Source organism: Plantimonas leprariae (assembly GCF_008802405.1).
GTDB classification, from domain to species: Bacteria; Pseudomonadota; Alphaproteobacteria; order Rhizobiales; family Rhizobiaceae; genus Plantimonas; species Plantimonas leprariae.
This window is the reverse complement of the sequence record NZ_VZDO01000023.1, coordinates 43,133-66,836: the sequence shown is the minus strand read 5'-3', so window position 1 is coordinate 66,836 and position 23,704 is coordinate 43,133. Positions and strand designations below refer to the sequence as shown.

At 66.5% G+C, this 23,704-nt stretch carries 21 protein-coding genes, 1 tRNA gene and 3 pseudogenes; 9 read left to right on the top strand and 16 right to left on the bottom strand.

Going from position 1 to position 23,704, the window contains the following annotated elements; all coding sequences use genetic code 11:
- Window positions 1-132, bottom strand: a pseudogene (locus F6X38_RS24020) (taurine ABC transporter substrate-binding protein); the annotation flags it as partial.
- A gap of 490 nt (window positions 133-622) precedes the next feature.
- On the opposite strand from F6X38_RS24020, the gene F6X38_RS21425 reads away from it, so the two are divergent.
- Window positions 623-1,408, top strand: coding sequence for a DUF1684 domain-containing protein (locus F6X38_RS21425; RefSeq protein ID WP_150973439.1), 786 nt, complete (start codon window positions 623-625; stop codon window positions 1,406-1,408).
- Between the two features lie 7 nt (window positions 1,409-1,415).
- Here F6X38_RS21425 and F6X38_RS21420 read toward each other — a convergent pair whose 3' ends face one another.
- The 6 genes from F6X38_RS21420 to F6X38_RS21395 all read right to left on the bottom strand — a co-directional run bounded on the left by F6X38_RS21420 (window position 1,416) and on the right by F6X38_RS21395 (window position 8,335).
- On the bottom strand, window positions 1,416-2,123 hold the full coding sequence (locus tag F6X38_RS21420) for an ABC transporter ATP-binding protein (RefSeq protein ID WP_150973437.1): 708 nt from the start codon (window positions 2,121-2,123) through the stop codon (window positions 1,416-1,418).
- Window positions 2,120-2,944 (bottom strand): ABC transporter ATP-binding protein, encoded by an 825-nt coding sequence (locus F6X38_RS21415; protein WP_150973435.1) that lies wholly within the window; start codon window positions 2,942-2,944, stop codon window positions 2,120-2,122. The genes F6X38_RS21420 and F6X38_RS21415 overlap by 4 nt, the downstream gene beginning before the upstream one ends.
- Window positions 2,937-3,797 carry an ABC transporter permease gene (locus tag F6X38_RS21410; RefSeq protein WP_202618050.1) on the bottom strand — a complete coding sequence of 287 codons (861 nt, stop codon included), beginning with the start codon at window positions 3,795-3,797 and terminating at the stop codon, window positions 2,937-2,939. The genes F6X38_RS21415 and F6X38_RS21410 overlap by 8 nt, the downstream gene beginning before the upstream one ends.
- The gene (locus tag F6X38_RS21405; protein ID WP_425482905.1) at window positions 3,794-4,879 is read right to left on the bottom strand and encodes an ABC transporter permease; all 1,086 of its coding nucleotides are present in this window, start codon (window positions 4,877-4,879) and stop codon (window positions 3,794-3,796) included. Before F6X38_RS21405 ends, F6X38_RS21410 begins: the two co-directional genes overlap by 4 nt.
- Window positions 4,880-6,445 (bottom strand): ABC transporter substrate-binding protein, encoded by a 1,566-nt coding sequence (locus F6X38_RS21400; protein ID WP_150973444.1) that lies wholly within the window; start codon window positions 6,443-6,445, stop codon window positions 4,880-4,882.
- A gap of 903 nt (window positions 6,446-7,348) precedes the next feature.
- Window positions 7,349-8,335, bottom strand: a complete 987-nt coding sequence (locus F6X38_RS21395) for a LysR family transcriptional regulator (RefSeq protein WP_150973433.1) — start codon at window positions 8,333-8,335, stop codon at window positions 7,349-7,351.
- Window positions 8,336-8,430: 95 nt separating this feature from the next.
- Between F6X38_RS21395 and F6X38_RS21390 the strand changes: the two genes are divergently transcribed.
- Both F6X38_RS21390 and F6X38_RS21385 read left to right on the top strand, forming a co-directional pair.
- Window positions 8,431-9,129 carry an NADPH-dependent F420 reductase gene (locus tag F6X38_RS21390; RefSeq protein ID WP_150973431.1) on the top strand — a complete coding sequence of 233 codons (699 nt, stop codon included), beginning with the start codon at window positions 8,431-8,433 and terminating at the stop codon, window positions 9,127-9,129.
- A 45-nt stretch (window positions 9,130-9,174) separates the two neighbouring features.
- Window positions 9,175-9,942 carry an SDR family oxidoreductase gene (locus F6X38_RS21385; protein WP_150973428.1) on the top strand — a complete coding sequence of 256 codons (768 nt, stop codon included), beginning with the start codon at window positions 9,175-9,177 and terminating at the stop codon, window positions 9,940-9,942.
- 15 nt (window positions 9,943-9,957) lie between these two features.
- Here the strand turns inward: F6X38_RS21385 and F6X38_RS21380 are convergent, their stop codons facing one another.
- Window positions 9,958-10,353, bottom strand: coding sequence for a winged helix-turn-helix transcriptional regulator (locus F6X38_RS21380; RefSeq protein ID WP_150973426.1), 396 nt, complete (start codon window positions 10,351-10,353; stop codon window positions 9,958-9,960).
- 44 nt (window positions 10,354-10,397) lie between these two features.
- Here F6X38_RS21380 and F6X38_RS21375 point away from each other — a divergent pair, with 44 nt between their 5' ends.
- Entirely contained in the window at window positions 10,398-11,207 is an 810-nt protein-coding gene (locus F6X38_RS21375; protein WP_150973424.1) for an SDR family NAD(P)-dependent oxidoreductase, read from the top strand.
- A 274-nt stretch (window positions 11,208-11,481) separates the two neighbouring features.
- On the opposite strand, the gene F6X38_RS21370 is transcribed toward F6X38_RS21375, so the two are convergent.
- The 4 genes from F6X38_RS21370 to F6X38_RS21355 form a co-directional block, all read right to left on the bottom strand.
- A complete protein-coding gene (locus F6X38_RS21370; protein WP_150973422.1) occupies window positions 11,482-11,955 on the bottom strand; it encodes a MarR family winged helix-turn-helix transcriptional regulator in 474 nt (157 codons plus the stop codon).
- Between the two features lie 55 nt (window positions 11,956-12,010).
- Window positions 12,011-12,343 (bottom strand): hypothetical protein, encoded by a 333-nt coding sequence (locus F6X38_RS21365; protein ID WP_150973420.1) that lies wholly within the window; start codon window positions 12,341-12,343, stop codon window positions 12,011-12,013.
- Window positions 12,344-12,466: 123 nt separating this feature from the next.
- Window positions 12,467-13,378 carry an SDR family NAD(P)-dependent oxidoreductase gene (locus tag F6X38_RS21360; RefSeq protein WP_150973418.1) on the bottom strand — a complete coding sequence of 304 codons (912 nt, stop codon included), beginning with the start codon at window positions 13,376-13,378 and terminating at the stop codon, window positions 12,467-12,469.
- 45 nt (window positions 13,379-13,423) lie between these two features.
- Window positions 13,424-14,338: a LysR family transcriptional regulator gene (locus tag F6X38_RS21355; RefSeq protein WP_150973416.1), complete on the bottom strand. Its 915-nt coding sequence runs from the start codon at window positions 14,336-14,338 to the stop codon at window positions 13,424-13,426.
- A gap of 117 nt (window positions 14,339-14,455) precedes the next feature.
- Between F6X38_RS21355 and F6X38_RS21350 the strand changes: the two genes are divergently transcribed.
- Window positions 14,456-14,815: a cytochrome b/b6 domain-containing protein gene (locus tag F6X38_RS21350; protein ID WP_150973414.1), complete on the top strand. Its 360-nt coding sequence runs from the start codon at window positions 14,456-14,458 to the stop codon at window positions 14,813-14,815.
- A 448-nt stretch (window positions 14,816-15,263) separates the two neighbouring features.
- Window positions 15,264-16,247 carry a 3'-5' exonuclease gene (locus F6X38_RS21345; protein ID WP_150973412.1) on the top strand — a complete coding sequence of 328 codons (984 nt, stop codon included), beginning with the start codon at window positions 15,264-15,266 and terminating at the stop codon, window positions 16,245-16,247.
- Window positions 16,248-16,488: 241 nt separating this feature from the next.
- Here the strand turns inward: F6X38_RS21345 and F6X38_RS21340 are convergent, their stop codons facing one another.
- Window positions 16,489-17,403 carry a DNA-binding protein gene (locus tag F6X38_RS21340; protein WP_150973410.1) on the bottom strand — a complete coding sequence of 305 codons (915 nt, stop codon included), beginning with the start codon at window positions 17,401-17,403 and terminating at the stop codon, window positions 16,489-16,491.
- 183 nt (window positions 17,404-17,586) lie between these two features.
- Here F6X38_RS21340 and F6X38_RS21335 point away from each other — a divergent pair.
- Both F6X38_RS21335 and F6X38_RS21330 read left to right on the top strand, forming a co-directional pair.
- Window positions 17,587-18,572, top strand: a pseudogene (locus tag F6X38_RS21335) (IS481 family transposase).
- Window positions 18,563-19,473, top strand: a pseudogene (locus tag F6X38_RS21330) (IS3 family transposase); the annotation flags it as partial. The pseudogenes F6X38_RS21335 and F6X38_RS21330, both read left to right, overlap by 10 nt.
- A 270-nt stretch (window positions 19,474-19,743) precedes the next feature.
- On the opposite strand, the gene F6X38_RS21325 reads toward F6X38_RS21330, so the two are convergent.
- The 3 genes from F6X38_RS21325 to F6X38_RS23555 all read right to left on the bottom strand — a co-directional run bounded on the left by F6X38_RS21325 (window position 19,744) and on the right by F6X38_RS23555 (window position 22,327).
- Window positions 19,744-21,813 carry a DUF6538 domain-containing protein gene (locus F6X38_RS21325; protein ID WP_150973407.1) on the bottom strand — a complete coding sequence of 690 codons (2,070 nt, stop codon included), beginning with the start codon at window positions 21,811-21,813 and terminating at the stop codon, window positions 19,744-19,746.
- Between the two features lie 85 nt (window positions 21,814-21,898).
- Window positions 21,899-21,972 (bottom strand) — tRNA-Gln (locus F6X38_RS21320).
- A gap of 190 nt (window positions 21,973-22,162) precedes the next feature.
- Window positions 22,163-22,327, bottom strand: coding sequence for a hypothetical protein (locus tag F6X38_RS23555; RefSeq protein ID WP_161992866.1), 165 nt, complete (start codon window positions 22,325-22,327; stop codon window positions 22,163-22,165).
- Window positions 22,328-22,339: 12 nt separating this feature from the next.
- Here F6X38_RS23555 and F6X38_RS21315 point away from each other — a divergent pair, with 12 nt between their 5' ends.
- Window positions 22,340-23,698, top strand: coding sequence for a Ppx/GppA phosphatase family protein (locus F6X38_RS21315; protein WP_246191478.1), 1,359 nt, complete (start codon window positions 22,340-22,342; stop codon window positions 23,696-23,698).
- Window positions 23,699-23,704: the final 6 nt, after the last annotated feature.

Below are 23,704 nucleotides of genomic sequence, written 5' to 3'. Positions count from 1 at the left end.
GTTGCTGATCGCCACCGACGAGGGCAGCGCGTCGGTCTGGTAGGCGACCGTCACATGCTTGTCGGCCGCATTCGCCCCGAACGATGCGGCCAGCGCGACCGTCCCCACGAGCGCCGCTAGAAGTCTCTTCATTCCCCGCATCTTCGTTATCCTTTTGAACCCATCACCGGCACGAACCGCCGGCTGTTTTGACAGTGCATTAGGATCGTCCGGCACGATGCGACTGCCGAGGAAAAATCTATTGGATTACTGGCTTATTCGGGAAATCCTGTATCGACATTCGTCAGGTCGCGATATCGATCCCGCCGCGGGCCGCTGGCACCGGTTTGACCCAGCCGCGATACCGGTGGCAGGACATTCGCAGCGAGTCCTGCAAAGGCTCGTCGCGCATGGTAGGGCTAGGGGTCGGCCGCTGCGTCGAGGAGACTGGTACGATGATCCGCTTGCAGCTCTCTGCGGAACTTTGCCAATCGTTGCGGAGGATCGGCCCGCCAAGCGCGCGTCGGCAAACGCGACATGATCCATGCGAACGAAAATCGGGCTCGCATCGAGCGCTCCGAAGGGGCACAGCTTTGCACGGCCGTTCAGGTCGTCTCCATCAGGACACTGAAGTTCAGCAGCGATGACCGATACCGTCCACGATTTCGAGAATTGGAAGATCCGCCGGCGGGAAGCGCTGACCGCGCCGGACGGTTGGCTGAACATCATCGGCCGATACCCGCTGCAGGACGGCGTGGCGAGCCTCGGCAGCGCGGGCGACAACGACATCGTGCTGCCCGCCGGCCCGGCCCATGTCGGCCGCCTGGAGCAGACGTCCGCCGATCGCGTGGCCTTTGTTCCGGCCGGCGGCGGCGAAAGGCTGACGCTGGCGCTCAGCAAGACGAAGCCGCCGCGCTTCACCGCCGGAGATCTTCTCCTGGAGGTGACGACGCTGAACGGCGAGAACGCCCTTCGCGTCCGCCACACCGCGTCGCAGGCACCCGGCCGTCTCGCGGCGCTGGACTACTTTCCCTTCGATCCGTCTTGGCGGATCGTCGCCGAATGGCGCGCGTTCGAGACGCCGCGGCAGCTGACCATCGATACGAGCAAGGCGATCCGCACCGAGGTCGCCGCGACGCACAGGGCGACGTTCGAGCGGGACGGACGGCACTTCGAGCTGCTCGCCACCCACGGCACGCCGCAGGCACCGCAGTTCGTCATCCGGGACGGCACCGCCGGCACCGAAACCTACCCGGCCGCCCGCTTCATGTTCGGCGAGGACGTGACCGCCGACACGGTCGTCCTCGACTTCAACCGCGCGATCAACCCGCCCTGCGCATTCACCGATTTCGCCGTCTGCCCCCTGCCTCCGCCGCAGAACATCCTGCCCATCCGCATCGAGGCGGGCGAGAAGAAGCCGTCGCACTAGGGCCGGCTCACTCCCCGAGACGATCGAGGCGCGTCCGGTCGAGCGCGTCTTCGATGCGGCCGTCTTTCATGCGAACGGCGCGGTCGCAGAGATGGGCGACGACGCCCGGATCGTGGCTGACGAGCACGAGGCTCATGCGGCGGCGCTCCTTCAGGTCCACAAGGAGGTTCAGGACGCCCGCCTGGACCGACACGTCGAGCGCCGACGTCGGCTCGTCCAGGAGCAGGAGGCGCGGCTCGGGAACGAGGGCTCGCGCGATGGCGACGCGCTGGCGCTGGCCGCCCGAAAGCTCGTGCGGAAACCGTGTCGCCAGTTCCGGCGCGAGGCCGACATCGGCCAGCGCACGCCCGACCGAGGCCTCGACGTCGGCGCGGCCGAAAAGGCGCATCGGCTCGCCGAGGATGCGGCCGACCCGATGGCGCGGATGCAGCGAGGCGTAGGGATCCTGGAACACCATCTGGATGTCGCGGCGCAAGGCTCCGCGCAGCTTGGCGCCGGGCACGAAGTCCCGGCCGAGGGCGGCGACCCGGCCGGTCCAATGCGTATTGAGGCCCGCGACGACGCGCAGGATCGTGGTCTTGCCGCAGCCGGACGGCCCGATCAGGCCGAAGATCTCGTTCTCCGCGACCGTGAAGCTCGCATCGCGCACCGCGAGGTGGGAATGCCCGCCGCGCGTGAAGCCGACACCGAGGTTCTCGACGACGAGCGCGGTCACGAAGCGGCGTCCGCGGCGACGACGGGAAGGCGCCGGCCGTGGGTCGCGGCCGACGGGCGCGCTTCCCAGAGCCCGCGCGTATAGGGATGCGCGGCGCGCGAGATGGCGGAGGCGGCGAGCTCGTCGACGATCGCGCCATTCCGCATCACCACGACGCGATCGGCGAAGCGGTCGACCCCTGCCAGATCGTGGCTGATGGTGAGGAGCGCCATGCCGCGTTCCTCCGCCATCCGCGTCAGCAGCCCCAGCACCTGATCCCCGACTTCCCGATCGAGCGCCGAGGTCGCCTCGTCCGCGATCAGGAGTTCGGGCTCGGCGACGATCATCGCGGCGATCATCACGCGCTGCCCCATGCCGCCGGAAAGCTCGGCGGGATGGCTGTCGTAGAGGCGCCCGGGCTCGGGAAGGCCGACGTCGCCGAGCGCGGCGAGAACGCGCTCACGCCGCTCGCTCCGCGACAGCTTCCCGTGCAGCAGCAGCGTCTCGCCCACCTGGTTCCCGACCGTCAGCGCGGGATTGAGCGAGAATTTGGGGTCCTGCAGCACGAGCCCCATGCGCGCGCCGCGCACGCTTCGCCAGCCGCGCCCGTCGAGCTTCAGAAGGTCGGTGGACCCGAGCCGCATCTCGCCGGCGCTCACCCTCGCGGTGGGCGGCAGGAGGTTCATCAATGCCCGCGCGGTGACCGACTTGCCGGAGCCGGACTCGCCGACGATCGCGAGGCGCTCGCGCCCGAGCGTCAGCGAGACCGAGCGGACGGCGGGCGCGGCGGCGCCCGGAAACGACACCGCGAGATCGCGGAGCGTCAGCACCGGCTCAGCCATGCCGCGGATCCAGGAGGTCGCGCAGGCCGTCCGCCACGAGGTTGAAGCAAAGGCAGGTGAGGAAGATCGCGGTGCCGGGCGCGGCCGCGATCCACCATTGGTCGAAGATCACCTGCGTGCCCTCCGCCACCATCGATCCCCATTCGGCCGTCGGCGGCCGGACGCCGAGGCCGAGAAAGCCGAGACCGGCCGCCGCGAGGATGATGCCGCCGAGATCGAGCGCCAGCCGGATGATCGCCGACGGCATGACGAGCGGCAGCACGTGGCCGAACAGCAGGCGGGGGCCGCGAATGCCGAGCATCTCGGCGGCGGCGAGATAGTCGTTCCGGCGCAAGACGCGCGTTTCCGCCCGCGCCTGACGCGCATAGGCGGGCCAGCTCGTCAGCGCCAGCGCCATCGCGCCGTTGACGATGCCGGGTCCCGCGAGCGCCACGAAGGCGAAGGCGATCAGGAGGCGCGGAAACGACATCGCGACGTCGGTGAGGCGCATCAGCACCCGCTCCGCCAGGCCGCCGAGCATGCCCGCGACGATCCCGACGCCAAGCCCGAGCGGCGCCATGATCGCGGCCACGAAGACGACGATCGCGAGGGTCGGCCGCGCGCCGTAGATCAAACGGGACAGGAGATCGCGACCGAAGCCGTCCGTGCCGAACCAGTGCGCGGCGGAGGGCGCGGCCAGCCGGTTGGCCGTTTCCTGCAGGTACGGATCGTAGGGCGCGATCCACGGCGCCGCGAGCGCCAGGAACAGGACAAGGAGAATGCCGGCGAAGCCGATCGCGGTGCCGGGCGAGCGCCGAAGCAGCCCGGCCAGCGAGAAGCGGCGCCGTTCGTCGGCCCCGAGCGCGACCGTCACGGCGCGCGGCCCCGCGAAAGGCTCGCCGCCGCTAGATCGGTGAGGCTGTTCAGCACCACGAAGCAGACGCCGATCGCAAGCGTCGCGCCGAGCACGGCGGCCGCGTCGCCGGCGAACATCGCCGTGGTGAGGTAGCGGCCGAGGCCGGGCCAGGCGAAGACGGTTTCGGTCAGCACCGCGCCTTCGAGCAGGCTCGCATAGCCGAGCGCCACGACGGTGAGCAGCGTGCCGGAAACGTTGGGCAGCGCGTGGACGAGCACGATCCGCCATTCGCCGGCGCCCTTGGCGCGGGCCGTCAGCACGTATTCCTGCCGCAACTGCTCGACGATCGCGCCGCGGGTCAGCCGCGCGATGCCGGCGAGCGAATGAAGCGCGAGCACGCTCGCGGGCAGCACGAGATGCGACAGGGCGCTGCGGAACGCGGCGAGGTCGCCGGCGCGCAGCGTGTCGAGCAGCGCGAAGCCGCTCCAGGGCACCACCGTATACTGGTAGACGACGTCGAGCCGCCCCGGACCGGGCAGCCAGCGCAGCCGCGCATAGAACAGGAGCAGCAGAAGCAGACCGAGCCAGAAGATCGGCACGGAATAGCCGACCAGGGACACGACGCGCGCCGCGGCGTCGAGCCAGCCGCCGGGATAGCGCGCGGCGAGGATGCCGAGGGCCAGACCGAGCATCGCCCCGAAGAGGATCGCGACGGTCGCGAGTTCCAGCGTCGCCGGGAAGGTGCGGGCCAGATCGGCGGCGACGCTGCCGCCCGTCGAACTCGACTGCCCGAGATCGCCCCGAAGCACGGCTCCGGCATAGCGCAGGAACTGGACGGGGAGCGGTTGATCGAGCCCAAGCGCCTCCCGCGCCGCCTCGTAGCTTGACCGGCTGGCATGATCGCCGACGAGTTGCAGCGCCGGGTCGATCGGCGAGGCCCGCGTCATCGCGAAGGTGACGACGAGCAGCCCGGCGAGCGTCAGGACGAGCGACAGGAGCCAGCGCGCGAGACCGCCCGCGAAACGAAGCTCCCGCCGGCCGTGGGGCGGGCGGGAGTTCCGGGGCGGCTCGTTCCGGTCGAGCGTCAGGCTTTGCGCCAATTACTTCGAAACCATGTCGTAATAGACCTGATCGGCGTTCAGCCCCTGGACGTAGCCCTTGACGCCGTCGCGCAGCACGACCTGATCCTTGCCCTGCAGCATGAATACGAAGGGCGAGCTCTGCTGGAGCTTGCGCTGCAGCGCTTCGTAAAGCGCCGCGCGTTTGGCAGGGTCCTGTTCCTTCACGGCGGCGGCGGTTTCGTCGCTCAAGTCCGGAATCACCCAGCCGGCCTGCTTGGCGACGGTGTTCGCGGAGTTGTCGCGGTTGATCGCGAAGGCGCTGGCGTTGGAATGCGGGTCGAAATAGTCCGGAATCCAGTAGCGCAGGGTGAACTCGTAGTCGCCGCTGCGGCCCTTGGCGTAGATGTCGCTTGGCACCCCCGGCTGGATGTCGAGTTTGATGCCGGCCTGCCCGAAGGTCGACTGGAGCGACTGGGCGATCTGGAGGAACGGCGCCTCGTTGAACACGGGGAAGCGCACGGTCAAGCCTTCCGCGATGCCGGCGTCGGTCAGGATCTTCTTCGCCTTCGCGACGTCGAGCTTGAAGGGCGTATCCTTCAGGGCACCGGGAAAACCCTCCGGCAGAAATGCCTGATGCACTTCCGACTGGCCCTGCAGGAGGTTGTCGGCGATACCCTGGTAGTCCACGAGATAGCGCGCCGCTTCCCAGAAGGCCGGGTTGCCGAGGCTCGCGTTCACCTTGGTGTTGATGAGGAGGTAGTCGGTGCGGGCGGACGGGATCGCGAGGACCTGCACGCCCTGCTTCTGCTTCAGCGCGGTGATCTGGTCAGCGCCGAGGCCGCGCGCGACGTCGGCGTCGCCCTGTTCGATCAGCAGCCGTCGTGCGGCCGCGTCCGGCACGTTGCGGACGATGACGGTCTGGAGCTTCGGCGCGCCGCCGGGTGCCTTGGCGTTGGCCGCCAGCACCAGCGCCTCGTGCGGCGTATAGGCCTGGATCGCGAAGGCGCCGGAGCCGGCCGAACGGGTCTTCAGCCAGCCGTTGCCGAAGTCGTCGTTCGCGGCATTCGGCGCGACCGTCGCTTCGTCCACCACGGAAGCGATCGGCGCGGTCAGGATGGCGAGAACGAAGGCCGGCCCGACATCGGCGGTCCAGCTCACCTTCACGTGAGCGTCGTCGACCTTGGCGATGCCGGCATCCACGCTGTTCGCCGTCCAGCCGAGCTCGTTGAGGATGAAGGCCGGCGCCTTGTTCAGCTTCACCGCCCGCGCGAAGGAGAAGATCACGTCCTCCGGGCGAACCGGATTGCCGGACGCGAACGTCGCGCCGGGTTTCAGCGCGAAGGTGATGCTCCTGCCGTCCGCGCCGATCTCCCAGGAACTGGCCAGCGCCGGCTCGATCTTCGTGCCGTCCTCCCGGTTCGGTTGCACGAGCCGCTGGTAGAGGTTGTTGAAGGCTTGCACGGTGGTCAGTTCGAAGCCTTCCGCCGGATCGAAGCTCACCGCGTCGTCGATCGACTGCGCGACCACCAGCACGTTCGGCGGCGTGTCCGCCAGAGCTACGACCGGCGCGAGAAGCGCCGTGAGGACGAGAGAGCCCGCCGCCATGTTTCGAATAAAGGCGTACATCTACAACTCCCGCACGCGTCACCTCTACCTTTGGCCGCAGGCGGTACAAGGAGGTGAACCGGATTGAACGAAGGACGGTGGCTGCTGGAACCGTCGCCCTAGCAGAAAGATCGCTCGCTCGAGCATTCGGAGCAAAAGGCCTCCTGCCATAATCCGGCTCCGAGCGGGAATATTTTGCTCTTGACGCGAGGAAGCGGCGACCCTCCTCACAAGCGCCGGTAGGTTACCGGATTTCGGCGAGGAATACGGAGTGGCCTCACAAACCGGCAATCAGCTCGGACCAGATCGGGTCGACATAAGCGGCGAAGCGCCCGTCACGACGCCGGAGCTTCGGACCGCGCGGCCGCGGGAGATCAGACGGCCGAGCGCGATGCGTTGGCGCATGCCGCCCGAAAACTGGTCTGGCCGATGCCGCTCGAACCTAGCGATATCGAGGAAGCGAACGAGCTTGGTGACGCGCCCATAGCGACGTTCGCCGATTCTGCGCCAATGTGGATGTTGTTGGCGACTCTCCGCTACGGAACCCGCGTGTCGAACTGGAACATGAAGCCGACGCACTCCCTGGTTTCGGCCGGCGTGCGCCCGTCGATGCTGGCGGTAGGAGCATGTACATACCGTGGGACCGGGGCGACGCCAGCCATTCGCCGTGTCTGATCGCTCATCTCTAGCGCTCGGCTCCCTGCCGCCTCGCGTCGAGCGCAGGCATCCGGGGTCAGGGGAAGAGAGACGCGAGCCTTGTGATTTTTTCGACGTCGTCAGGAACGTTCCCAAACGACAGCCCTCGCAGTTGCTCTGCTTTCGGCTCACAACAGCACGCAATACATGTCAGCAGAGCGACCGCCGGAATTGGTCTTGCTAATGTCTCCTCAGGCGGCGGAGGCATCAATCCGACATCGTCGTTCCGCGTGCTCTCGACTCATTCCTGCTTCTTGGGATGTCTGCGAACTGACCGTTCGGAGGCCCGGAAGCGGCCATCATCACCGTAAAGGTTTTCTTCGCATAATCGACGAAGGCCCGAACCTTCGGCGTCGGGTAGCGGCTTGACGCAAAGACGGCATGGACGGGCACTGGGGGCTTCGACCAGCCGGGCAGAACCTCCACCAGCCGACCCTCGGCGACGAGCTGGGCGGCCTGGAACCTTGGCAGGATAGCGATGCCGAGCCCGGCCGCGACGGCGTCGCGCGCCGCCAGGTTGTTGTTGACGAGGAGACGCGGGGCGAGCCGAATGGTTTCGTGTTCGGAGCCGCGGTGCAATTCCAGCTCGACGGCTCGTCCAGGCGCCCCGAAGACGACGGTGTCGTGCCCGTCGAGGTCGCGGGGCTGACTTGGCACGCCGCGCTCGGCGAGGTAGCCGGGGCTGGCGAACAGCGCGTACTCGGCCTCGCCGAGCTTGGCAGCGGTCAGGTCGGGATCGCCCAGCGCGCCGACCCGGATCGCCAGGTCGTAGCCCTCTCGCACGATGTCGACGATGCGGTTGGTGTAGTCGGCCTCGATGCGCACCCTCGGATGGTGCGCGAGGAAGCCGGCGATCCATCGGCTCACGACGCAGAGGCCGAACTCCTCGCCGCAGGTGAGTCTCAGCACCCCTTGCGGCTCGCCCTTGGCGTTCTCGGCCAGGCGGCCGGTGTCCTCTAACGCAGCGAGGATCGAGACGGCACGCTCGAACACCTCGCGCCCGAGCTCGGTCACCGTCACCGAGCGCGTCGTCCGACGCAGCAACTGCGCGTCGAGCCGGGCCTCGAGCCGCATGACCAGACGGCTGAGATGCGACTTGCGGGTCGCCAGCGTCTCGGCGGCGCGCGTGAAGGAGCCGGTTCGGACCACGGCCACGAAGGCCCGCAACTGCTCGGGATCGATTGTCGCCTGCATGAGCGACGGTATGGTGCAGACGGATCGGTTTATCCATCGCCGCCGACTTCGTAGCTCTGCGTCTCGCCGTTTGCGCATCGGCCGCGGAGAGACACGTGAAGATCGGTATCCTGAACACGGGCAACATCGGCGGCCGCCTCGCCCGGGCGTGGGCCGCAGCAGGCCATGACCTGGTCCTCGCCAAGGACGGCGAGGACCGCAAGATCGCACCCCTCCTCGCGGAACTCGGCGACCGGGCGAGGCTCGGCACGGTCCGCGAGGCCGCCGCCTTCGGCGAGGCGGTGCTGTTCTCTGTCTACTGGCCGCGGGTCGAAGCGATCGTCGATGCCGTCGGTGACGCGCTCGACGGCAAGGTCGTCATCGAGACGATGAACCCGCTGAACGTCACCGCCGAGTTCAAACACTTCCACGACCTCGACTTCATGCGGAACGGCTCGACGGCCGAGGACCTGCAGCGTCGCCTGCCGAAGGCGCGGATCGTCAAGGCGTTCAGCACGCTGGCGGCGCCGGTGCTGGAAGCTGCGGCATGGGCGGGCTCGCCCTTGCCGGCAAACGTCTTCTACGCCAGCGACGACGACGAAGCGGGACGGGCCACGCGCGGCCTGATCGCGGATGCCGGGTTCCGACCGATCAACGTAGGGCCGCTCGTTGCCGCCCGGCAGATCGAGCAGCTCGGGGTGCTCCTGCATCACGTCGCGGATCACGAATACGGCGGCGACGCCGACCTCGTCCGCTTGGCGCTTGCGGTCGTCGAGGCGAACCCCGGCCCCGTCCTGCGCGAACGGGTCGTCTGAAGACGTCCGCCATTGACCGAAGCCAGCCATACGAAGGACAACTCAATGTCGAAGCCACTGAACGGGAAGGCCTCCCTCGTCACCGGCGGGTCGCGCGGGATCGGTCGCGGGATCGCCCAGCGCCTCGCCGAGGATGGCGCGACCGTCGCGCTGACGTACAACACCAGCAGGCAGGGCGCCGACGAGACCGTCGCCGCCATCGAGGGATCCGGCGGTAGGGCCTTCGCGCTCCAGGCGGACCTTGCCGACGCACGCGCCATCCCGGCGCTCTTCGATCTGCTCGACCGCGAATTTGATGAGCGTACCGGGAGCAAGACCATCGACATCCTGGTCAACAACGCCGGCAACTCTGGCTGGGGCGGCCTCGCCGATGCGACGCCGGAGGCTTGGGACACGATGGTCGCGGTCCATGCCCGCGCGCCGTTCTTCCTCGTCCAGTCGGCGCTCGGCCGCCTTCGCGACGGCGGCCGCATCGTCAACGTCTCGTCGGGTGCTGCCGCGCGGGCGATGGCGGCGGTCCCGATCTACTCGATGGCGAAAGCGGCCATCAACAACCTGACCCATGCGCTCGCCATCGAACTAGGAGACCGCCGCATCACGGTGAACGCCGTCGCGCCGGGCTGGGTGCGCACCGACATGAACGCCGCCGTCCGCGAGAGCGCCGACATGGTGAAGGCGATCGAGGCCGACACGGCGCTCGGTCGCTTCGGCGAGCCCGCCGACATCGCCGCGGTGGTGGCGTTCCTTGCCTCCGACGACGGCCGCTGGGTCACCGGCCAGGTCATCGAGGCCAGCGGCGGCTACAAGCTCTGAGCGCTCGCGCAGTCCTCAGCCAGGCGCGCTTTCCTTCCGTCTAATATCAGCGCGCGAAAACTCCCGCATCGCGATCAGGACGGGCATCAGGCCACGACCCGAAGCGGTCAGCGCGTATTCGACGCGCGGCGGCTGCTGGCCGAAGTCCCGCCGCGCAATCAGGCCATCCCGCTCGAGCTGTCGCAGGTGCTGCGTCAGCATCTTCTGCGAGATGCCGGGAATGTCGTGCAGCAACTGCGACGTCCGTAACGTCGGTGCGGCGAACAGGCGAAACAGGATTGCGAGCTTCCAGCGTCCGCTGATCATGCCGAGAACCTCGGTCACGTGTGCGGCCGAGCCGTCCGGGCCGAGGCAGACGCTTCGCTCCTCACGCTTCACGGGCACTTCGAGGTGCGTAATGGACTCGCGCATCGCCTTGTCTCCATAAGCGCCCGCCGCAGCGCGAGGACGACGTGATGGACCTGAAGATCGATGGAAGGGTGGCGCTGGTCACCGGCAGCAGCAAGGGCATCGGCGAAGGCATCGCTCGCCGTCTTGCGCAGGAGGGCGCGATGGTTATCGTCCACGGCCGGGACCAGCTCAAGGCTGAGCAGGTCGCGCACGACATCGTCGCGGAGGGCGGACGCGCGCGTGTCGTGACGGGCGACCTCACGAACGACGACGAGGTCGCGCGTCTCGTTGGGCAAGCTGAGGGCCTTGCCGGCCCCGTCGAGATCCTGGTCAACAACGCCGGCGGCTCCGGAGCGACGGAAGACTGGACCACGACGCGGCTCGAGACGTGGGCGAGCGGCTACGACCGCAACACCCTCGCCGCGGTCCGGGTGATCACCCGCGTCCTGCCGGGGATGCGCGAAGCCGGGTGGGGGCGGATCGTCAACATCTCCAGCCTCGCCGCCTGGCTGCCGCCTGCCGGACGGCCGGACTATTCCGCCGCCAAGGCGGCCATGGCGGCGATGGGCGCCTCCTTGGCGAAGGCTGTCGCCGGCGAGGGCATCACCGTCAACACGGTCTCGCCGGGGACGATCCGGAGCGAAAGGCTCGAGGCCGCCTTCCGCAAGACTGCCACCGATCGGGGTCTGCCGGTTGATGCGCCGTGGGAGGAGGTCGAGCGGGCGGCGCTTCCGATGTTCGCGGCGGTTCCGATGGGCCGTGTTGGAACGCTCGAAGAGATCGCCGATGCGATCGCCTTCCTCGCCAGCCCGCGGGCCGGCTACATCACCGGCATGGACCTTCGGATCGACGGCGGGGCGTGGCCGGGGCTCTAGCATCCCGCACTGCCCGACATGACGGCACATTTTTGATTTCGCCTGACGGCAAACCACCTTTGTACTCAGATGCCGGAAGCGGAAGTCATCCACCTCATCGGGTTTCGGCCCGAATTCGAACTACAGAGCTGGGCAGAAAGGCGAAGATTCATTTTCGGATAAGGCGGTGGCTGAGCCTCTAGTTGGAAAGGCGCTGTTTATTCCACGATCGGGAAAGTAAAACGACGGCGCACCTTTCCGGCAGAAGCGCGTGCGCGGGATCGTCAGCGCAGGCTTATCGGCGATCGAGTTCGACCAAGGCTTCCAGCAGTGTGCCGCCCGGCCGGCCGGCCTCGCCGAAGAGCCGGTGCTGCACCTCGATCGCGATCGGGAACGCGGCACGCAGCGTTTCCAGCCCCTTGACCGTCAGCACCACGCTCTTGGCGGTCGCGTTTCCTTCCGCGGCCGATCGGGCGATCAGCGCCTTGCTTTCCAGCGCCTTCAGGACGTTGGACACCTGCATCACGTGGATGTCGCCGGCGCGGGCGAGTTCGGCCTGGCTTGGAACCTCGCCCTGCTTGCGCGTCCAGGCGGCGAGCGCCAGAAGCGTGAACTGGAGATGGGTCAGATCCAACGGGCGGAGCGCCTGCTCCAGTTCCCGCTCGTAGCGATGGATCACCCGCCACATGACGAAACCGATCGCGTTGCGCGGCGAGCCGAGCGAGGCTGTCTCGAACAGATCGAACAAGTCGGCGACGTCGGAGGGCATGCCAAACGTGTAGACAAGATCAGCAAAGATCGGAACACCTACAGTGTAAATGCATTTACGCTGCGAAGGAGTTCGTTAGATGGCATGCAAGCTCGACATCGCCTTCTGGAACTACGACCGCACCGAAGCGCTGCGCGATGGCATCCATGTCGGCAGTGACGACGGCGGTGGTGGTCCGGTAGCGGTCGAGCGGCACGCCGAGATCGAGCAGGCCGCGGCAGATGCCTTCGATGATCTCCGGCGGCTCGAGCATTTGCGGCGTGACCCGAAGCAGCCAGTCGAGAAAGCTGAGCGTCGCACGGCGCCGATCCTCGCCCAGAAGCAGCAGCAGATCTGCCGATGCCATGTCCTGGAGGTCGTGAGCAGACGATCGAGCGTCAGGGGCCATCCGCTTCTCCGTCGCGATTTCGATGAATTGTCCCGGCTTTGCGACTGTTGATCGGAGGTAGGGCGCCGCCTCCGACGGCCTGCTGTTAGCCTGGTGCAGCGCTGCAGCCATACCATGGACCGATCAATGTGCCGGGGTGAGACTTTCGGTTGCTTCCCAAAGCTCATGCGCTCGCTTGGGATCCATCGCATAGGAACGGACACCTTCCGACGATCTTGGATCGTCGTTCACGTCAGCGACATGGCAGTCCTCGCAATACCTGCCGCCAATCTCGTCCGCGTCGGCGACGAACGCTGCCCAGACGCTGGTGGCGGCACCTTGTGCCGGACTCTTCCAGCTGAACCTCGACGCCGCTTCAGGTTGGGCATCCACCAGCTTCTGTGCCGTCTCCGTCAAGACGGCACCTGGATGAACCGCAGTCGCCCGGATGCCGCGGTGACGATGACGTCGATCGAACTCCACCGCCATCAAGATCAGGGCAGTCTTTGAGCGTCGGTAAGCCGTCAGGGGATCGTAAGTGCCGCTCTCGGGCTGCAAGTCTCCTGGGCCGACATCGGCGCCGCGATGTCCGGCCGATGAGAGGACGACGAGCCTGCCTGCCGGTGCAAAGAGCGTGTGTAACTCGTTCACCAGAACGAAATGGCCGACGTAATTGGTGCCGAGCTGCGTCTCGAAGCCGTCTACCGTAGATCCCTCCGGTACCGCCATTATCCCGGCATTGCAGATCATGACGTCAAATGGCTTCGCCCGTCTCCGAAGCTCGATCGCGCAACTCCTCACGCTTTCCAGCGACGCGAGATCAAGCTCGATCAGTTCCAGACGATGGAAATCCTGCCGGCCCTCGCTCATTCCCAACGCGATTCGAGCTTTGTCGATGTTGCGCACGGCACCCAACACCGTGCCGCCCTGATCCAGGATCGCACGCGCTGTCGCGGCGCCGACGCCGGCAGAAACCCCAGTGATCAGCACGCGCTGTCCACTAAGATCGCGTCCTCGAAGCACATCGTCTGCGCTGGAAGATGATCCAAGAAGCATAGGGAATTCCTTCCAGCCTGCCGACGCTCGATGAGTTTGCTGTCTTCAGGAAGATCGGCATTCCGGCAGTTCGGCAAGCCGCGTCGCAAATTCCGTCGCCATCCAATCGATGAAAACGCGCAGTCGCGCCGAGACGTGTCGTCTGTGCGAGTAGACGACGTGTACCGGAAGGGGCGGTGGGGGGTAATCGCCGAGCACCTCGACGAGCGTGCCAGCGAGGAGATCGTCCCGCACGCGATACCGTGGCACCTGGATGAGGCCGAGCCCCAGACGCCCGAGGGCAACATTGCTTTCCGGGCTCGTGACCGTCGCTATCGACGGGAGGGCAATGGGGACGATCTTGTTTTTGACGGTGAACCGCAGCGGCATGGCTTCATCCTTCGCGCCCGAGAAACCGACGGAACGGTGCCCTTGCAACCTGTCCGGACGAGTTGGCAAGCCGAAGGTCGCGACATAGGCCGGACTGGCGAACGTCCCCTTGGTCATCAAGGCAATCTGCCGACCGATCGCCGAGCGATCGGACAAGGATCCGCTTCGCAGGAGGCAGTCGACGCCATCGCGGACCAGATCGACGCTCTCGCCGCCCTCGCTCAGGCGAAGCTCGACTTGCGGATAGGCTGCAATGAACCGGTGGAGGCCAGGGAAGATGAAGTGCCGCGCCAGCGAGCCGTGCAGATCGACTTTGAGAAGGCCCTTCGGCGGCCCGGCTCCGAGTCCCGACTCGACATCCTCGACGTCGGCGAGGATCGACAGGCACTGCTGGTAGTAGGTCTCGCCTTCCACCGTCGGTCGGACCTGCCGGGTCGTCCGCTGCAGGAGGCGGACACCCAACCGCGTCTCCAAGTCCTTGATGCCCTGCGTCGCCGTCGACCGCGGCACCCCGAGGTCAGCCGCCGCGGAGGAGAAGCTCTGCCGTTCCACGATCCGGACGAACAGCCGCATGGCATCGAAGCGATCCATCCCGATTGTTCCTGCAACGGAATACTGATGGCGTGACAGCAGCATTGTTTGCGCCGGTTGGCCAGCCTAACGTCCAGCGCTCGCTAGGTTGTCGACCGATCGCAAGGACGGCAGGGGATGAACGACGCGGGAGCGCAGCGCGGATCGACCTATCCCTATGCATACCGCGTCCTCCATGCGGCCATCGCCCTGATCGTGCTGACGCTGTTCGCCATGCAATACGTCCGGAAGCCGTTCGGCGACGAGGTCAACGACACTGTCCGCGAGTTGCATAAGTCGCTGGGTCTCGTGCTTCTTGTGCTGATCGTGCTGCGCATCGTCCTGCGGTCGCGAATGGCCGGGCCGCGCCCCTTTCCCGATCCGTCCCGTTTCCGCGAAGTCACGGCGAAGCTGGTGCATAAAACACTCTGGGTCCTGATGATCCTGGTTGTGGATCGGCGAGGGGTCTTAATGCCGATCGGCGCGCTAAACAGCTGATCTTTTTGATCACCAAGGTCTCTGACCCTGACGCCGATTTACAGTCGAGACGCTGGCCGAACTTGCCCTCGAGAAACGCGTCCTGACGAAGGGGACGCTGGAGGCCTTCGCGCGCGGGCACGGGCTCGCGATGGAGCGCGAGCGGGGGGCGGAATGCGAACCCGAAGCGGAGCAGCCGGGATGATAGGGCAGTGTCGATCTCAATCTGCGTTTCCACGGCATAAGCCTGCGACCACGTTCGTCGCTCTCGAGCGGCTCTGGACCGTGGCGGCGGCTGCACCTGACACGACCCGGTCGCAGCCGCCGGCACATCCATCGGCGTAGCCCGAGACGATCGCCGCACGACCGCGACCGACACAGCCGCCTGCGCCGGGCGTCCGGCATCCAGTGCCGGACGCCCGGCGTAACGCACGACTCAGCCCTTTCCCACCGAACAACGGAGACGACGATGCAGATGGACTTCCTCACCGATCTCGATGAGGGGGACGACGGCGGTGACGGCGACGGCGACCGATCGGTCGCCGACGCCCGCTGCGACGAGACCGACGCCCGCCGTCTGGAGCGCACCGGTCGCTACCGTGTGCTGCGCCGGCTGGAGCACCGCCCGGTCCGACACGACGCGCCGCGGTCGGACGGGCACGACCTGAAGCTCGGCGTCGTCGTCGACACCGAGACGACCGGCCTCGACCCGCGCCGCTGCGAGGTGATCGAGATCGCGGCGGTCGCCTTCACCTACGACGACACCCGCATTCGCGACGTCGTCGGCGTGTTCGAAGCGCTCGAGCAGCCCCGCTGCAGCCTGTCGCCGCCCATCGTCCGCCTGACCGGCCTCACCGACGCCGACGTCAAAGGCCGCGCGATCGACCGCGCCGCGCTCACCGCCTTCGTCGCGCCGGCCGACTTGGTGATCGCCCACAATGCCGGCTTCGACCGGCCGTTCTGCGAGACGCTCGCGCCGGTGTTCGCGGCGAAGCGCTGGGCCTGCTCGGCGACCGACGTTGGCTGGAAGGATCTGGGCGCCGACGGCGCGAAGCTGACGCACCTCCTCGCCGAGGTCGGGCTGTTCCACAGCGCGCACCGCGCGCTCACCGACTGCTTTGCGCTGCTCGAGGTGCTGGCTGCGCCGAAGTGGGGCGGCCGGAACGGCGCCTTCGCGCGGCTCGTCGCGGCGGCGAACCTCGAGACCTACGAGATCCGCGCCGAGCGCACGCCCTACGACATGCGGAGCGTGTTGAAGGAGCGCGGCTACCGGTGGTCGCCGGGCGCGGACGGCAAACCGAAGTGCTGGATGAGGACCGTCGGCGAAACCGCGCTCGGTGCCGAGATGCACTGGCTGCGCTACGAGATCTACCGCGACGAAGACATGCCCGTCGTTCGCAAACTCGGCGCCGCCGACCGGTTTAGAAAAGACCGTGCCAGCTCCCGTCCTTAATAATTTTCGGTCGATATTTATAACTCCTGATGGACCGACGCTGTTGGCTCCTGGTCGTCCGCTGGTTCCTTGCAACGCGAACGTATCACCGTGCAGCGATACAAGTGACGATCTCGCCACCGGATACCACTGCGGCGGGGAGGTTCTGCCCATGTGTAATCGCTTGCGCTCGAGCGTAGATTGGCTGCGTGACAGATTGTGCTACTACGGTAGCATGCTACAAGATCGGTGCAACAGATGGTCAGCTTGATGTGACTGAGCCGACTTCGGTTTCCAGCTTCGGCATCGGCTGGACCGCAAATGATTCGAACGCTTTCGCGCCGCGCGCTGCGCTTTTGCGCTCGCGCCAGTCGGGGATTGCCGCATACCTGCCATTGGCGACCGCGCATACGTAGCGCTGGCGCTCAACGCGCGGGCGCAGCAAGCTTCTTACATATGACTCATCCACGGGGCGCCCATTTCTTCGCTGGATTTCGCCCAACAGAAGGCATGGCAGGGCATCGATCAATTCCCGCTTCGTCATTGCAGGCAGATCGGGTGTCCGTTGCAGGCGGACCAACAACGCGGCATACAGCATCCCGACGACGAAGTTGCTGAAACGGCGGGGCGAGAGTGCTTGGATCTCGCGCAACCGTTCGTCAGTGATAACGAGTGTGTTGGGTGTTCCCCCCGTACCGTTCTTACGGGCGCCGCCCTTGTTGACGATCGCGAACGTTGTGAGGTGCTGCAACTCATGCAGCAGCTCGGCATTCTGATGCGTGAGCTGTTCCAAGATATCGTGCTGCGCTCTAAGCTCCTCGCGCAGCGCTGCTAGTTCACCGCCGAGCGCATCGATACGCGATACGACCGTGTAGGTACCCGTCGTCAATACATGCGTCTCGATCCTCTGATCGATGAAATCCGATAGAGTATCGATCAGTTGACGGCGTTGGGCTCGATTGCTCGATGACGCTCGGGGAGCGCGGACCGCGTAGCTTTCCTCGTCAGGACGGTTCCTTTTCCAGGCCGCGAGGATCGGTTGGATCGTCGAAAGCGATGCTCCCGGTCCGTCCGTCGCGATCATGTCCGCGCGGACCTTGCGAAGGGTCGGTCGTTCTCCGCGCGCAGCGATCCGCTCCATCGCGGCGAGAATGCGCCCTGCTGATTTGACTGACATCGATCGAGCGGTCCTGTATCAGTTTCGATACATAATACGCTTTGTTTATGGGATACGATACCGTCAAACCCTTAGCTGTTTGGTAGCGGAACATTGTTGGGATCGGGTTCATTGGGCGGTCAGGGAGCACGCGTGGCGGTTTGACGATTCGGGCCAGCGCGTTTCAACCCGGAGGGTCCGCTGATGCTCTCGATCCATCCGAATGCCCGCACCACCCCGCCTGTTCGCGCCGAGATCGCCCGCTCGCACGAGCGCTCCGGCGTACTGGCCCAGCGCTACGGGGTGTCTGCCGAAACCATCCGCAAATGGCGCAAGCGCGGTCCAGCCGACTGCCAGGACCGCTCGGCGCGCCCCACAAGCTGCCATGGCGCGCCAGCGAGGAGGAGCGCGCCATCGTGTGCGCGCTGCGCCGCGCCACCGGCTTTCCACTCGACGACCTCACCTTCGTCGTCACCCATTTCCTGCCGCACCTGAACCGAGATGCCGTCTACCGCATCTTGAAAGCGGAGGGACTGAACCGCCTGCCGCCGGCGGATCGAGCACGCAAGCCGCATGGTACGTTCCGGGACTATGAGGTCGGCTTCGTCCATCTGGACATCAAGCACCTGCCGAAGCTGCGCGACTGCGATGGCGCCACGCGCAAGCGCTACCTCTACGTCGCCATCGACCGCGCCTCGCGCTACGTGCACTTGGCGGTAAAGGACGACGAGACCACGGCCTCGGCGGCGGCCTTCTTGGCGGAGGCGCTGGCCGCCTTTCCCTTCCAGGTCATGCACGTGCTCACCGACCGCGGCTCCTGCTTCACCGCCGACGCCTTCGAAGCCGCCTGCGGCCAGCACGGCGTGCAGCATCGCAAGACGCGCCCCTACACGCCGCGCACCAACGGCATGGTCGAGCGCTTCAACGGCCGCGTGCAGCGTGAAGTGCTCGGCATCACGATCTACAGCCATCACAACCTCGAAACCGTGCTTGCCGGCTTCAACCAAGCCTACAACGGCCGGCGTCAGCGCGTACTCGACGGCCTCTCGCCCGAGATGGTCCTGCGCCAGCGCCTCGAAGCCGATCCCGCCTTAGCCAATCCCGGCTACCGACCGCCTAAACCCAGCATCCTACAACGCGCCCTCCGCATCGTCGCAGACGCCAAGGAGGTTTCGCATCCAGACAGCTAGCCGAGGCGATGCTCGACGTGGCGACCTTGCGGGAAGCGCTGGGAAAAAACTTCTGACACCTGGGGCACGGAGAACCGCCGTGAGCTGGGCGATCGAGAAGAAGGGCTACTCGCAGCGGCGTGCCTGCACGCTGATCGGCATGGAGCCGAAGACGTATCGCTACGCCTCGACGCGGAGCGACGATGCGCCGGTGCGGGCGCGCCTGCGCAGTTTGGTCGGCGAGCGTCGCTGATTCGGCTACCGGAGGCTTTTGATCATGCTGCGCCGGGAAGGGCTCGACCTCAACCACAAGAAGCTGTTCCGCCTCTACCGAGAGGAGCGGCTGTCGGTGCGCCGGCGCGGTGGGCGCAAGCGGGCGCTCGGCACCCGAGCGCCGGCCGCCATACCGCAGGAGCCCAACCAGCGCTGGAGCCTGGACTTCGTCTCCGACACGCTGGACGACGGCCGGCGCTTCCGCATCCTGGTTGTGGTCGACGACTGCACGCGCGAATGCTTGGCGCTCGTGGTCGACACCTCATTGTCCGGCCGGCGCGTTGCGCTCGAACTCGACCGGATCATCGAGTTCCGCGGCAGGCCGCTGATGATCGTCTCGGACAACGGCACCGAGTTGACCTCGCATGCCATGCTGCGCTGGCAGGAGGAGCGCGGCGTCGACTGGCACTATATTGCGCTCGGCAAGCCGCAGCAGAACGGCTTCGTCGAAAGCTTGAACGGGCGCTTGCGCGACGAGTACCTGAACGAGCATCTGTTCCGCAGTTTGCCGGCGGCGCGAACGATCATCGAAGCGTGGCGGGTCGACTACAACACCTGCCGCCCCCATACGAGCCTGGGCAGCCTCACCCCGAACGAGTTCGCAACCCGGTCCAGACAGGACCAGATCCAGAACGGATCCTGGTTATGAACGGGGGCATCCAGGGGGCAAGGTCACTGAAGATCGAAACAAAAAAGCCGGCTCAAAAAGCCGGCTTTCGTCACTCGTCCGCCGGTGCGGCGGTGATCATACTGCATTTGGACGCGAACCTTGGTTCATCGTCATCCTCGCGTTGCAGCGAACCGCATCCGAGGCTTCCCTTGGCCGCTTGTGCAGCGGTAATGGTTTCGAATGTCGCAAGTTGCGTTCGCCGTCAATCGCAGGCTTGCAAGAAGGTTAACATCTGATCCGTTGGGCCGTTCAAATGCTTCCCGTTACCGGCTCTTCAGCTAACAGTCGCCTCCGAGTTTGACCACCATTTCTTTCCCAATGTGGAAATTCTTTCTGAACCACCCAAGGCAGCAAGCGCAACGGGAAGGGTTCGAGATGCGCGGTGAAGCAATCGACCTTTTGATATGCCTCCAGCATCAGCCGAAGCTTCGCTGCGGACGCGTAACGCTTCTCCGTTTCGCCCTTCGCCGCGTGCCCCAGCACGTCGGCACGGACTTCCGCCCGAGCGCCTTCCTGCTTCGTCGTGTTGCTCCAGCCGTGGCGAAGCGCATGCAATAGCCGAGCCCAGAGGAGCTCATCCTTCGGCAGGGCTTTCCGGGTGCTCTGCAACTCGTCGTACAGTCGATCGCCCGGATCGTTGTTGCCAGCAGCCTTGTAGAGATCCGGAAACACCATCGAATAGCCAAGCGCCCGGATGGCCTCGACGTACTGCATAAAGCCCAGGCGAAGCGCTTCGGGCGGGATCGGCAGAAGGCGCTGCGACGCCCTGTTCTTGATTCGGCGCAGAGTCTGCTTGCGGATATGGAAAGCCGGGATGTCCTCGATCGTGACGACGTCCTCGACCAGCAGGCCGCACACCTCATGACGGCGCGCGCCCGAATAGGCGAGGATGATCGAGGCGAAGTAGGCACCGCGGTGGAAGCGCTCCGGGCCGGGAACGTTCAGCCTGTCGAAGCGCTTGGCGCCGACAAACACTGGAGTACGGAACAGCGCCTCGATCTCCTTCGGCTCTGGCTTCGGCGACTCCGTTCGCGCATCGTCCTGCGGCTTGCGCGGGCGTAGCTTGTCGAGCGCGAGCGGTTGGAGAACATAGCCTTCGGCGGCAACGCTCGTCAGGAACGACTGCAACGCGCCAAAATGCCTGATAATGGTCTTGTCCGACAGCCCGACCGTCTCGCCCTTCGCACGCATCGCCTCGCCGAGGCAGCGCAGTTCGGGGACGGGCAGGGCACGCATATGGGCGCTCTGTCCGTAGCGCGGCGGCAAGACATCGACGAGATCGCGAAACGCCGCGATGTGCGCCTGCGCAATGCCAGCCGACGTTTCCACGCCGAAGCTGGCGAGAAGGCCAAGAAACAGCTTGGCCGTTTGACGAACTTGCGCGGCGGTCTTTGTGGTCCAGACCTGCGACTTGATCTGCCGCAGAGACACCTTCTCGACCACCAACAGGGCATCGGCGGCAAGGTTCAGAACGTTCGCGATGGGGTCGGCTTCGTGCTTGTCCGCCGCTAGTAAGGCTGGAACGATCGCCTGATGAGCCTTCTCGGTCGGAAGCCTGATTGTGGCTGCCTCATTGGCAGGCGCGGCCGATGGTAGGGGAAGAGCGTCTGCCGCCCGAAAATCTGGCATCACCGCGCCGTGCAGAAGGTCAGCTTCCTCCGGTCGTTGCTCGCCGTAGCGCCGGTCCGTCGCATTGAACGCAGCAGCACGGGCGCGAAACAGCTCGTCGAACGCCCGCCGCCGGTTCATTTCGTCAGGTTCGGCTTGCACAGCGCGGATACGGTCGTCGATGGCATCGATCGCGGACGGGCGGCGATGCATCTGCTGCTCGTGCTGGACGTTCTCACCGATCCAGCGAATGTCGCAGTCGGCGAGGTCGGCCGCGACCAGCATACGGCGGGCAGGGCAGGCATCGTCGAAGCGCAAGACCCGATGGCGTCCGAAAAGGGCGAGCAGGCGCCAGACCCAGCCCATGATCCGGTCGAAATGCGCCTGCTGGTTCGGATCGAAATCGTCCAGGCGCCGGACGCGGGACGCCAGATCGTCCAGCTGATGCAGTTGCCGCGCGACCTCGTTCTGGAAGATGGCGGTGACCTGCTGACGCGTCAGCGTCGACACGAACGGCATGCGCAACAGCTCCATCCGGTCGGCGCAGGCCAAGCTCAGCCGCCGCGCCGTGGCCGAATCGTTGGTTCGAAGACTGATGGTAACATGCGAGGCGCCGACGCCGCCTCGCATCGTTGAGGGCAGGCGAGCGCGGAAGTAGAAGCGCGCGCCGCGACGGATCAGATAAGGGCCGATCGGCACGATGTGATACACTCCTGTGCGACAGGAATGCATCCGTCCTTCACCTCGACGCTTATGCGCGGAGCTGCGGCAACAGGATCAACAGCTTGACGAAGATTGGCTGGGGGACCTGGATTCGAACCAAGACTAGCGGAGTCAGAGTCCGCTGTTCTACCCTTAAACTATCCCCCAGCAGGGCGCCGGGCCGCCGTTCCGCAGCCGAGCGCCGCCTATATATCGACCGAGGCCGGGATTGCAAACCCTTTCCGTCGTGTCGCGACAGGCGGACGAAACATCGGCCCGACCGGTCGAGGGGCTCTCCTGCGTGCGCCGCCGGCGGGGCTTCCCCTTGTGCTCGAACGCGGGGTTGGTAAGCTTCGGATCAACTGCGTTTCAAATCATGGCGGAAGACAGGCGTTTCGCCGCGACCGCCGGAAGAGGTCAATTGAATATCGATGAGGACGATCAGAACACCCGTTTCGCTTCGAACCTGACGCGTGATGCCGTGGAAGGACCGGCCGGCCGGGCGGACGGCGCGGCGTCGCATGTCGCCGGTCGCATGGAGACGGTCGGCGGCGCTGCCGGCGAAGGCTCGGGCAAGGTCTTGACGAAGCGGCAGCGGCGCCGGCGGCGGAGCGGGAGCCCCGCGGCCGGAGTTGCCGATGCGTCGCCCCTGCCGGCGATCGGCTCGGAGCAGAAGCGCTCAGCCCGGCGGCGGAAGCGCGGCCACCGGTTCGCGCCGCCCGCAGCCGGCGCCCATGCGTCCGCGAGGACGCCAGGCACGGAGCGGCCCGCCAGGGCAGAGCCGCCGCGGTCGGCCGACAACTCGAACCGACGGAGCTTGCCTCTCAACGGGGAGGCGAAGGCGCAGGCGGCCGGCCGCGACGAAGACCGGCAGCGCTTTCCGGTCTATGCCGCCCTCGACCTCGGCACCAACAACTGCCGTCTGCTGGTCGCGACGCCGACGCGGCCGGGCCAGTTCCGCGTCGTGGACGCCTTCTCGCGCATTGTGCGGCTCGGCGAAGGGCTCGGCCGCACCGGGCGACTCGCCACCGGCGCGATGGACCGGGCGCTCGCGGCGCTGGCGATCTGCGCGCAGAAGCTCGCCGCGCGGGATGTCGCGGGCTCGCGCCTGATCGCGACGGAAGCCTGCCGCTCGGCGGCCAATGGCGAAGAGTTCATCGAGCGGGTCGAGCGCGAGACGGGCCTGCGGCTCGAGATCGTCAGCCGCGAGACGGAAGCGCGGCTCGCGGTTTCGGGCTGCGGTTCGCTGATCGACCGCGGCGCGAAAGGCGCGGTGCTGTTCGATATCGGCGGCGGCTCCACCGAGATCGCGCTCCTTGATCTGCGGCACACCAATCCGCGCCGTCTGTCGAACGCCATCATCGCCTGGACGTCGCTGCCGGTCGGGGTCGTGACGCTCGCCGAGCGTTACGGTGGCCGCGACGTCCCACCGGAACTGTTCGAAACCATGGTGGAGGACGTGCTCTACCGCATCCGTACCTTCGGCGGGCGCGACCGGCTCGGCAAGCTCGTCGGCACCGAGGCCTTCCATCTGCTCGGCACCTCCGGCACGGTCACGACGCTCGCCGGCATCCACCTCGACCTCGAACGCTACGACCGGCGGCAGGTCGACGGTCTCTGGCTCAACGATGCCGAGGTGGATCACCTCATCCGGCGCATCGCCGGCTGGAGCTTCGCCGAGCGCGTCGCGAACCCCTGCATCGGCTCGGACCGGGCCGATCTCGTGATCGCCGGCTGCGCCATCCTCGAAGCGATCCGCCGCGTCTGGCCGGCGCCGACCTTACGCGTCGCCGACCGGGGCCTGCGCGAGGGGCTCTTGACCGAGATGATGGCCGCCGACGGCGTCTGGCGGCGCGGGGCGCCCGGGCGTCCGCAAGCGGCGGCCGTCGCGTGAGGGGCC

What these genes read in the sequence shown, in the direction of transcription:
- F6X38_RS21385 (WP_150973428.1), top strand. Translation starts at nt 9,175, where the DNA reads ATGTCGAAGCCACTGAACGGGAAGGCCTCCCTCGTCACCGGCGGGTCG.
- F6X38_RS21395 (WP_150973433.1), bottom strand. Translation starts at nt 8,335, where the DNA reads ATGCAGGCGACAATCGATCCCGAGCAGTTGCGGGCCTTCGTGGCCGTG.
- F6X38_RS23555 (WP_161992866.1), bottom strand. Translation starts at nt 22,327, where the DNA reads ATGCGACGCCGCGCCGTCCGCCCGGCCGGCCGGTCCTTCCACGGCATC.
- F6X38_RS21350 (WP_150973414.1), top strand. Translation starts at nt 14,456, where the DNA reads ATGAACGACGCGGGAGCGCAGCGCGGATCGACCTATCCCTATGCATAC.
- F6X38_RS21425 (WP_150973439.1), top strand. Translation starts at nt 623, where the DNA reads ATGACCGATACCGTCCACGATTTCGAGAATTGGAAGATCCGCCGGCGG.
- F6X38_RS21345 (WP_150973412.1), top strand. Translation starts at nt 15,264, where the DNA reads ATGCAGATGGACTTCCTCACCGATCTCGATGAGGGGGACGACGGCGGT.
- F6X38_RS21315 (WP_246191478.1), top strand. Translation starts at nt 22,340, where the DNA reads ATGGAGACGGTCGGCGGCGCTGCCGGCGAAGGCTCGGGCAAGGTCTTG.
- F6X38_RS21340 (WP_150973410.1), bottom strand. Translation starts at nt 17,403, where the DNA reads ATGTCAGTCAAATCAGCAGGGCGCATTCTCGCCGCGATGGAGCGGATC.
- F6X38_RS21370 (WP_150973422.1), bottom strand. Translation starts at nt 11,955, where the DNA reads ATGCCCTCCGACGTCGCCGACTTGTTCGATCTGTTCGAGACAGCCTCG.
- F6X38_RS21400 (WP_150973444.1), bottom strand. Translation starts at nt 6,445, where the DNA reads ATGGCGGCGGGCTCTCTCGTCCTCACGGCGCTTCTCGCGCCGGTCGTA.
- F6X38_RS21375 (WP_150973424.1), top strand. Translation starts at nt 10,398, where the DNA reads ATGGACCTGAAGATCGATGGAAGGGTGGCGCTGGTCACCGGCAGCAGC.
- F6X38_RS21360 (WP_150973418.1), bottom strand. Translation starts at nt 13,378, where the DNA reads ATGCTTCTTGGATCATCTTCCAGCGCAGACGATGTGCTTCGAGGACGC.
- F6X38_RS21380 (WP_150973426.1), bottom strand. Translation starts at nt 10,353, where the DNA reads ATGCGCGAGTCCATTACGCACCTCGAAGTGCCCGTGAAGCGTGAGGAG.
- F6X38_RS21415 (WP_150973435.1), bottom strand. Translation starts at nt 2,944, where the DNA reads ATGGCTGAGCCGGTGCTGACGCTCCGCGATCTCGCGGTGTCGTTTCCG.
- F6X38_RS21365 (WP_150973420.1), bottom strand. Translation starts at nt 12,343, where the DNA reads ATGGCCCCTGACGCTCGATCGTCTGCTCACGACCTCCAGGACATGGCA.
- F6X38_RS21355 (WP_150973416.1), bottom strand. Translation starts at nt 14,338, where the DNA reads ATGGATCGCTTCGATGCCATGCGGCTGTTCGTCCGGATCGTGGAACGG.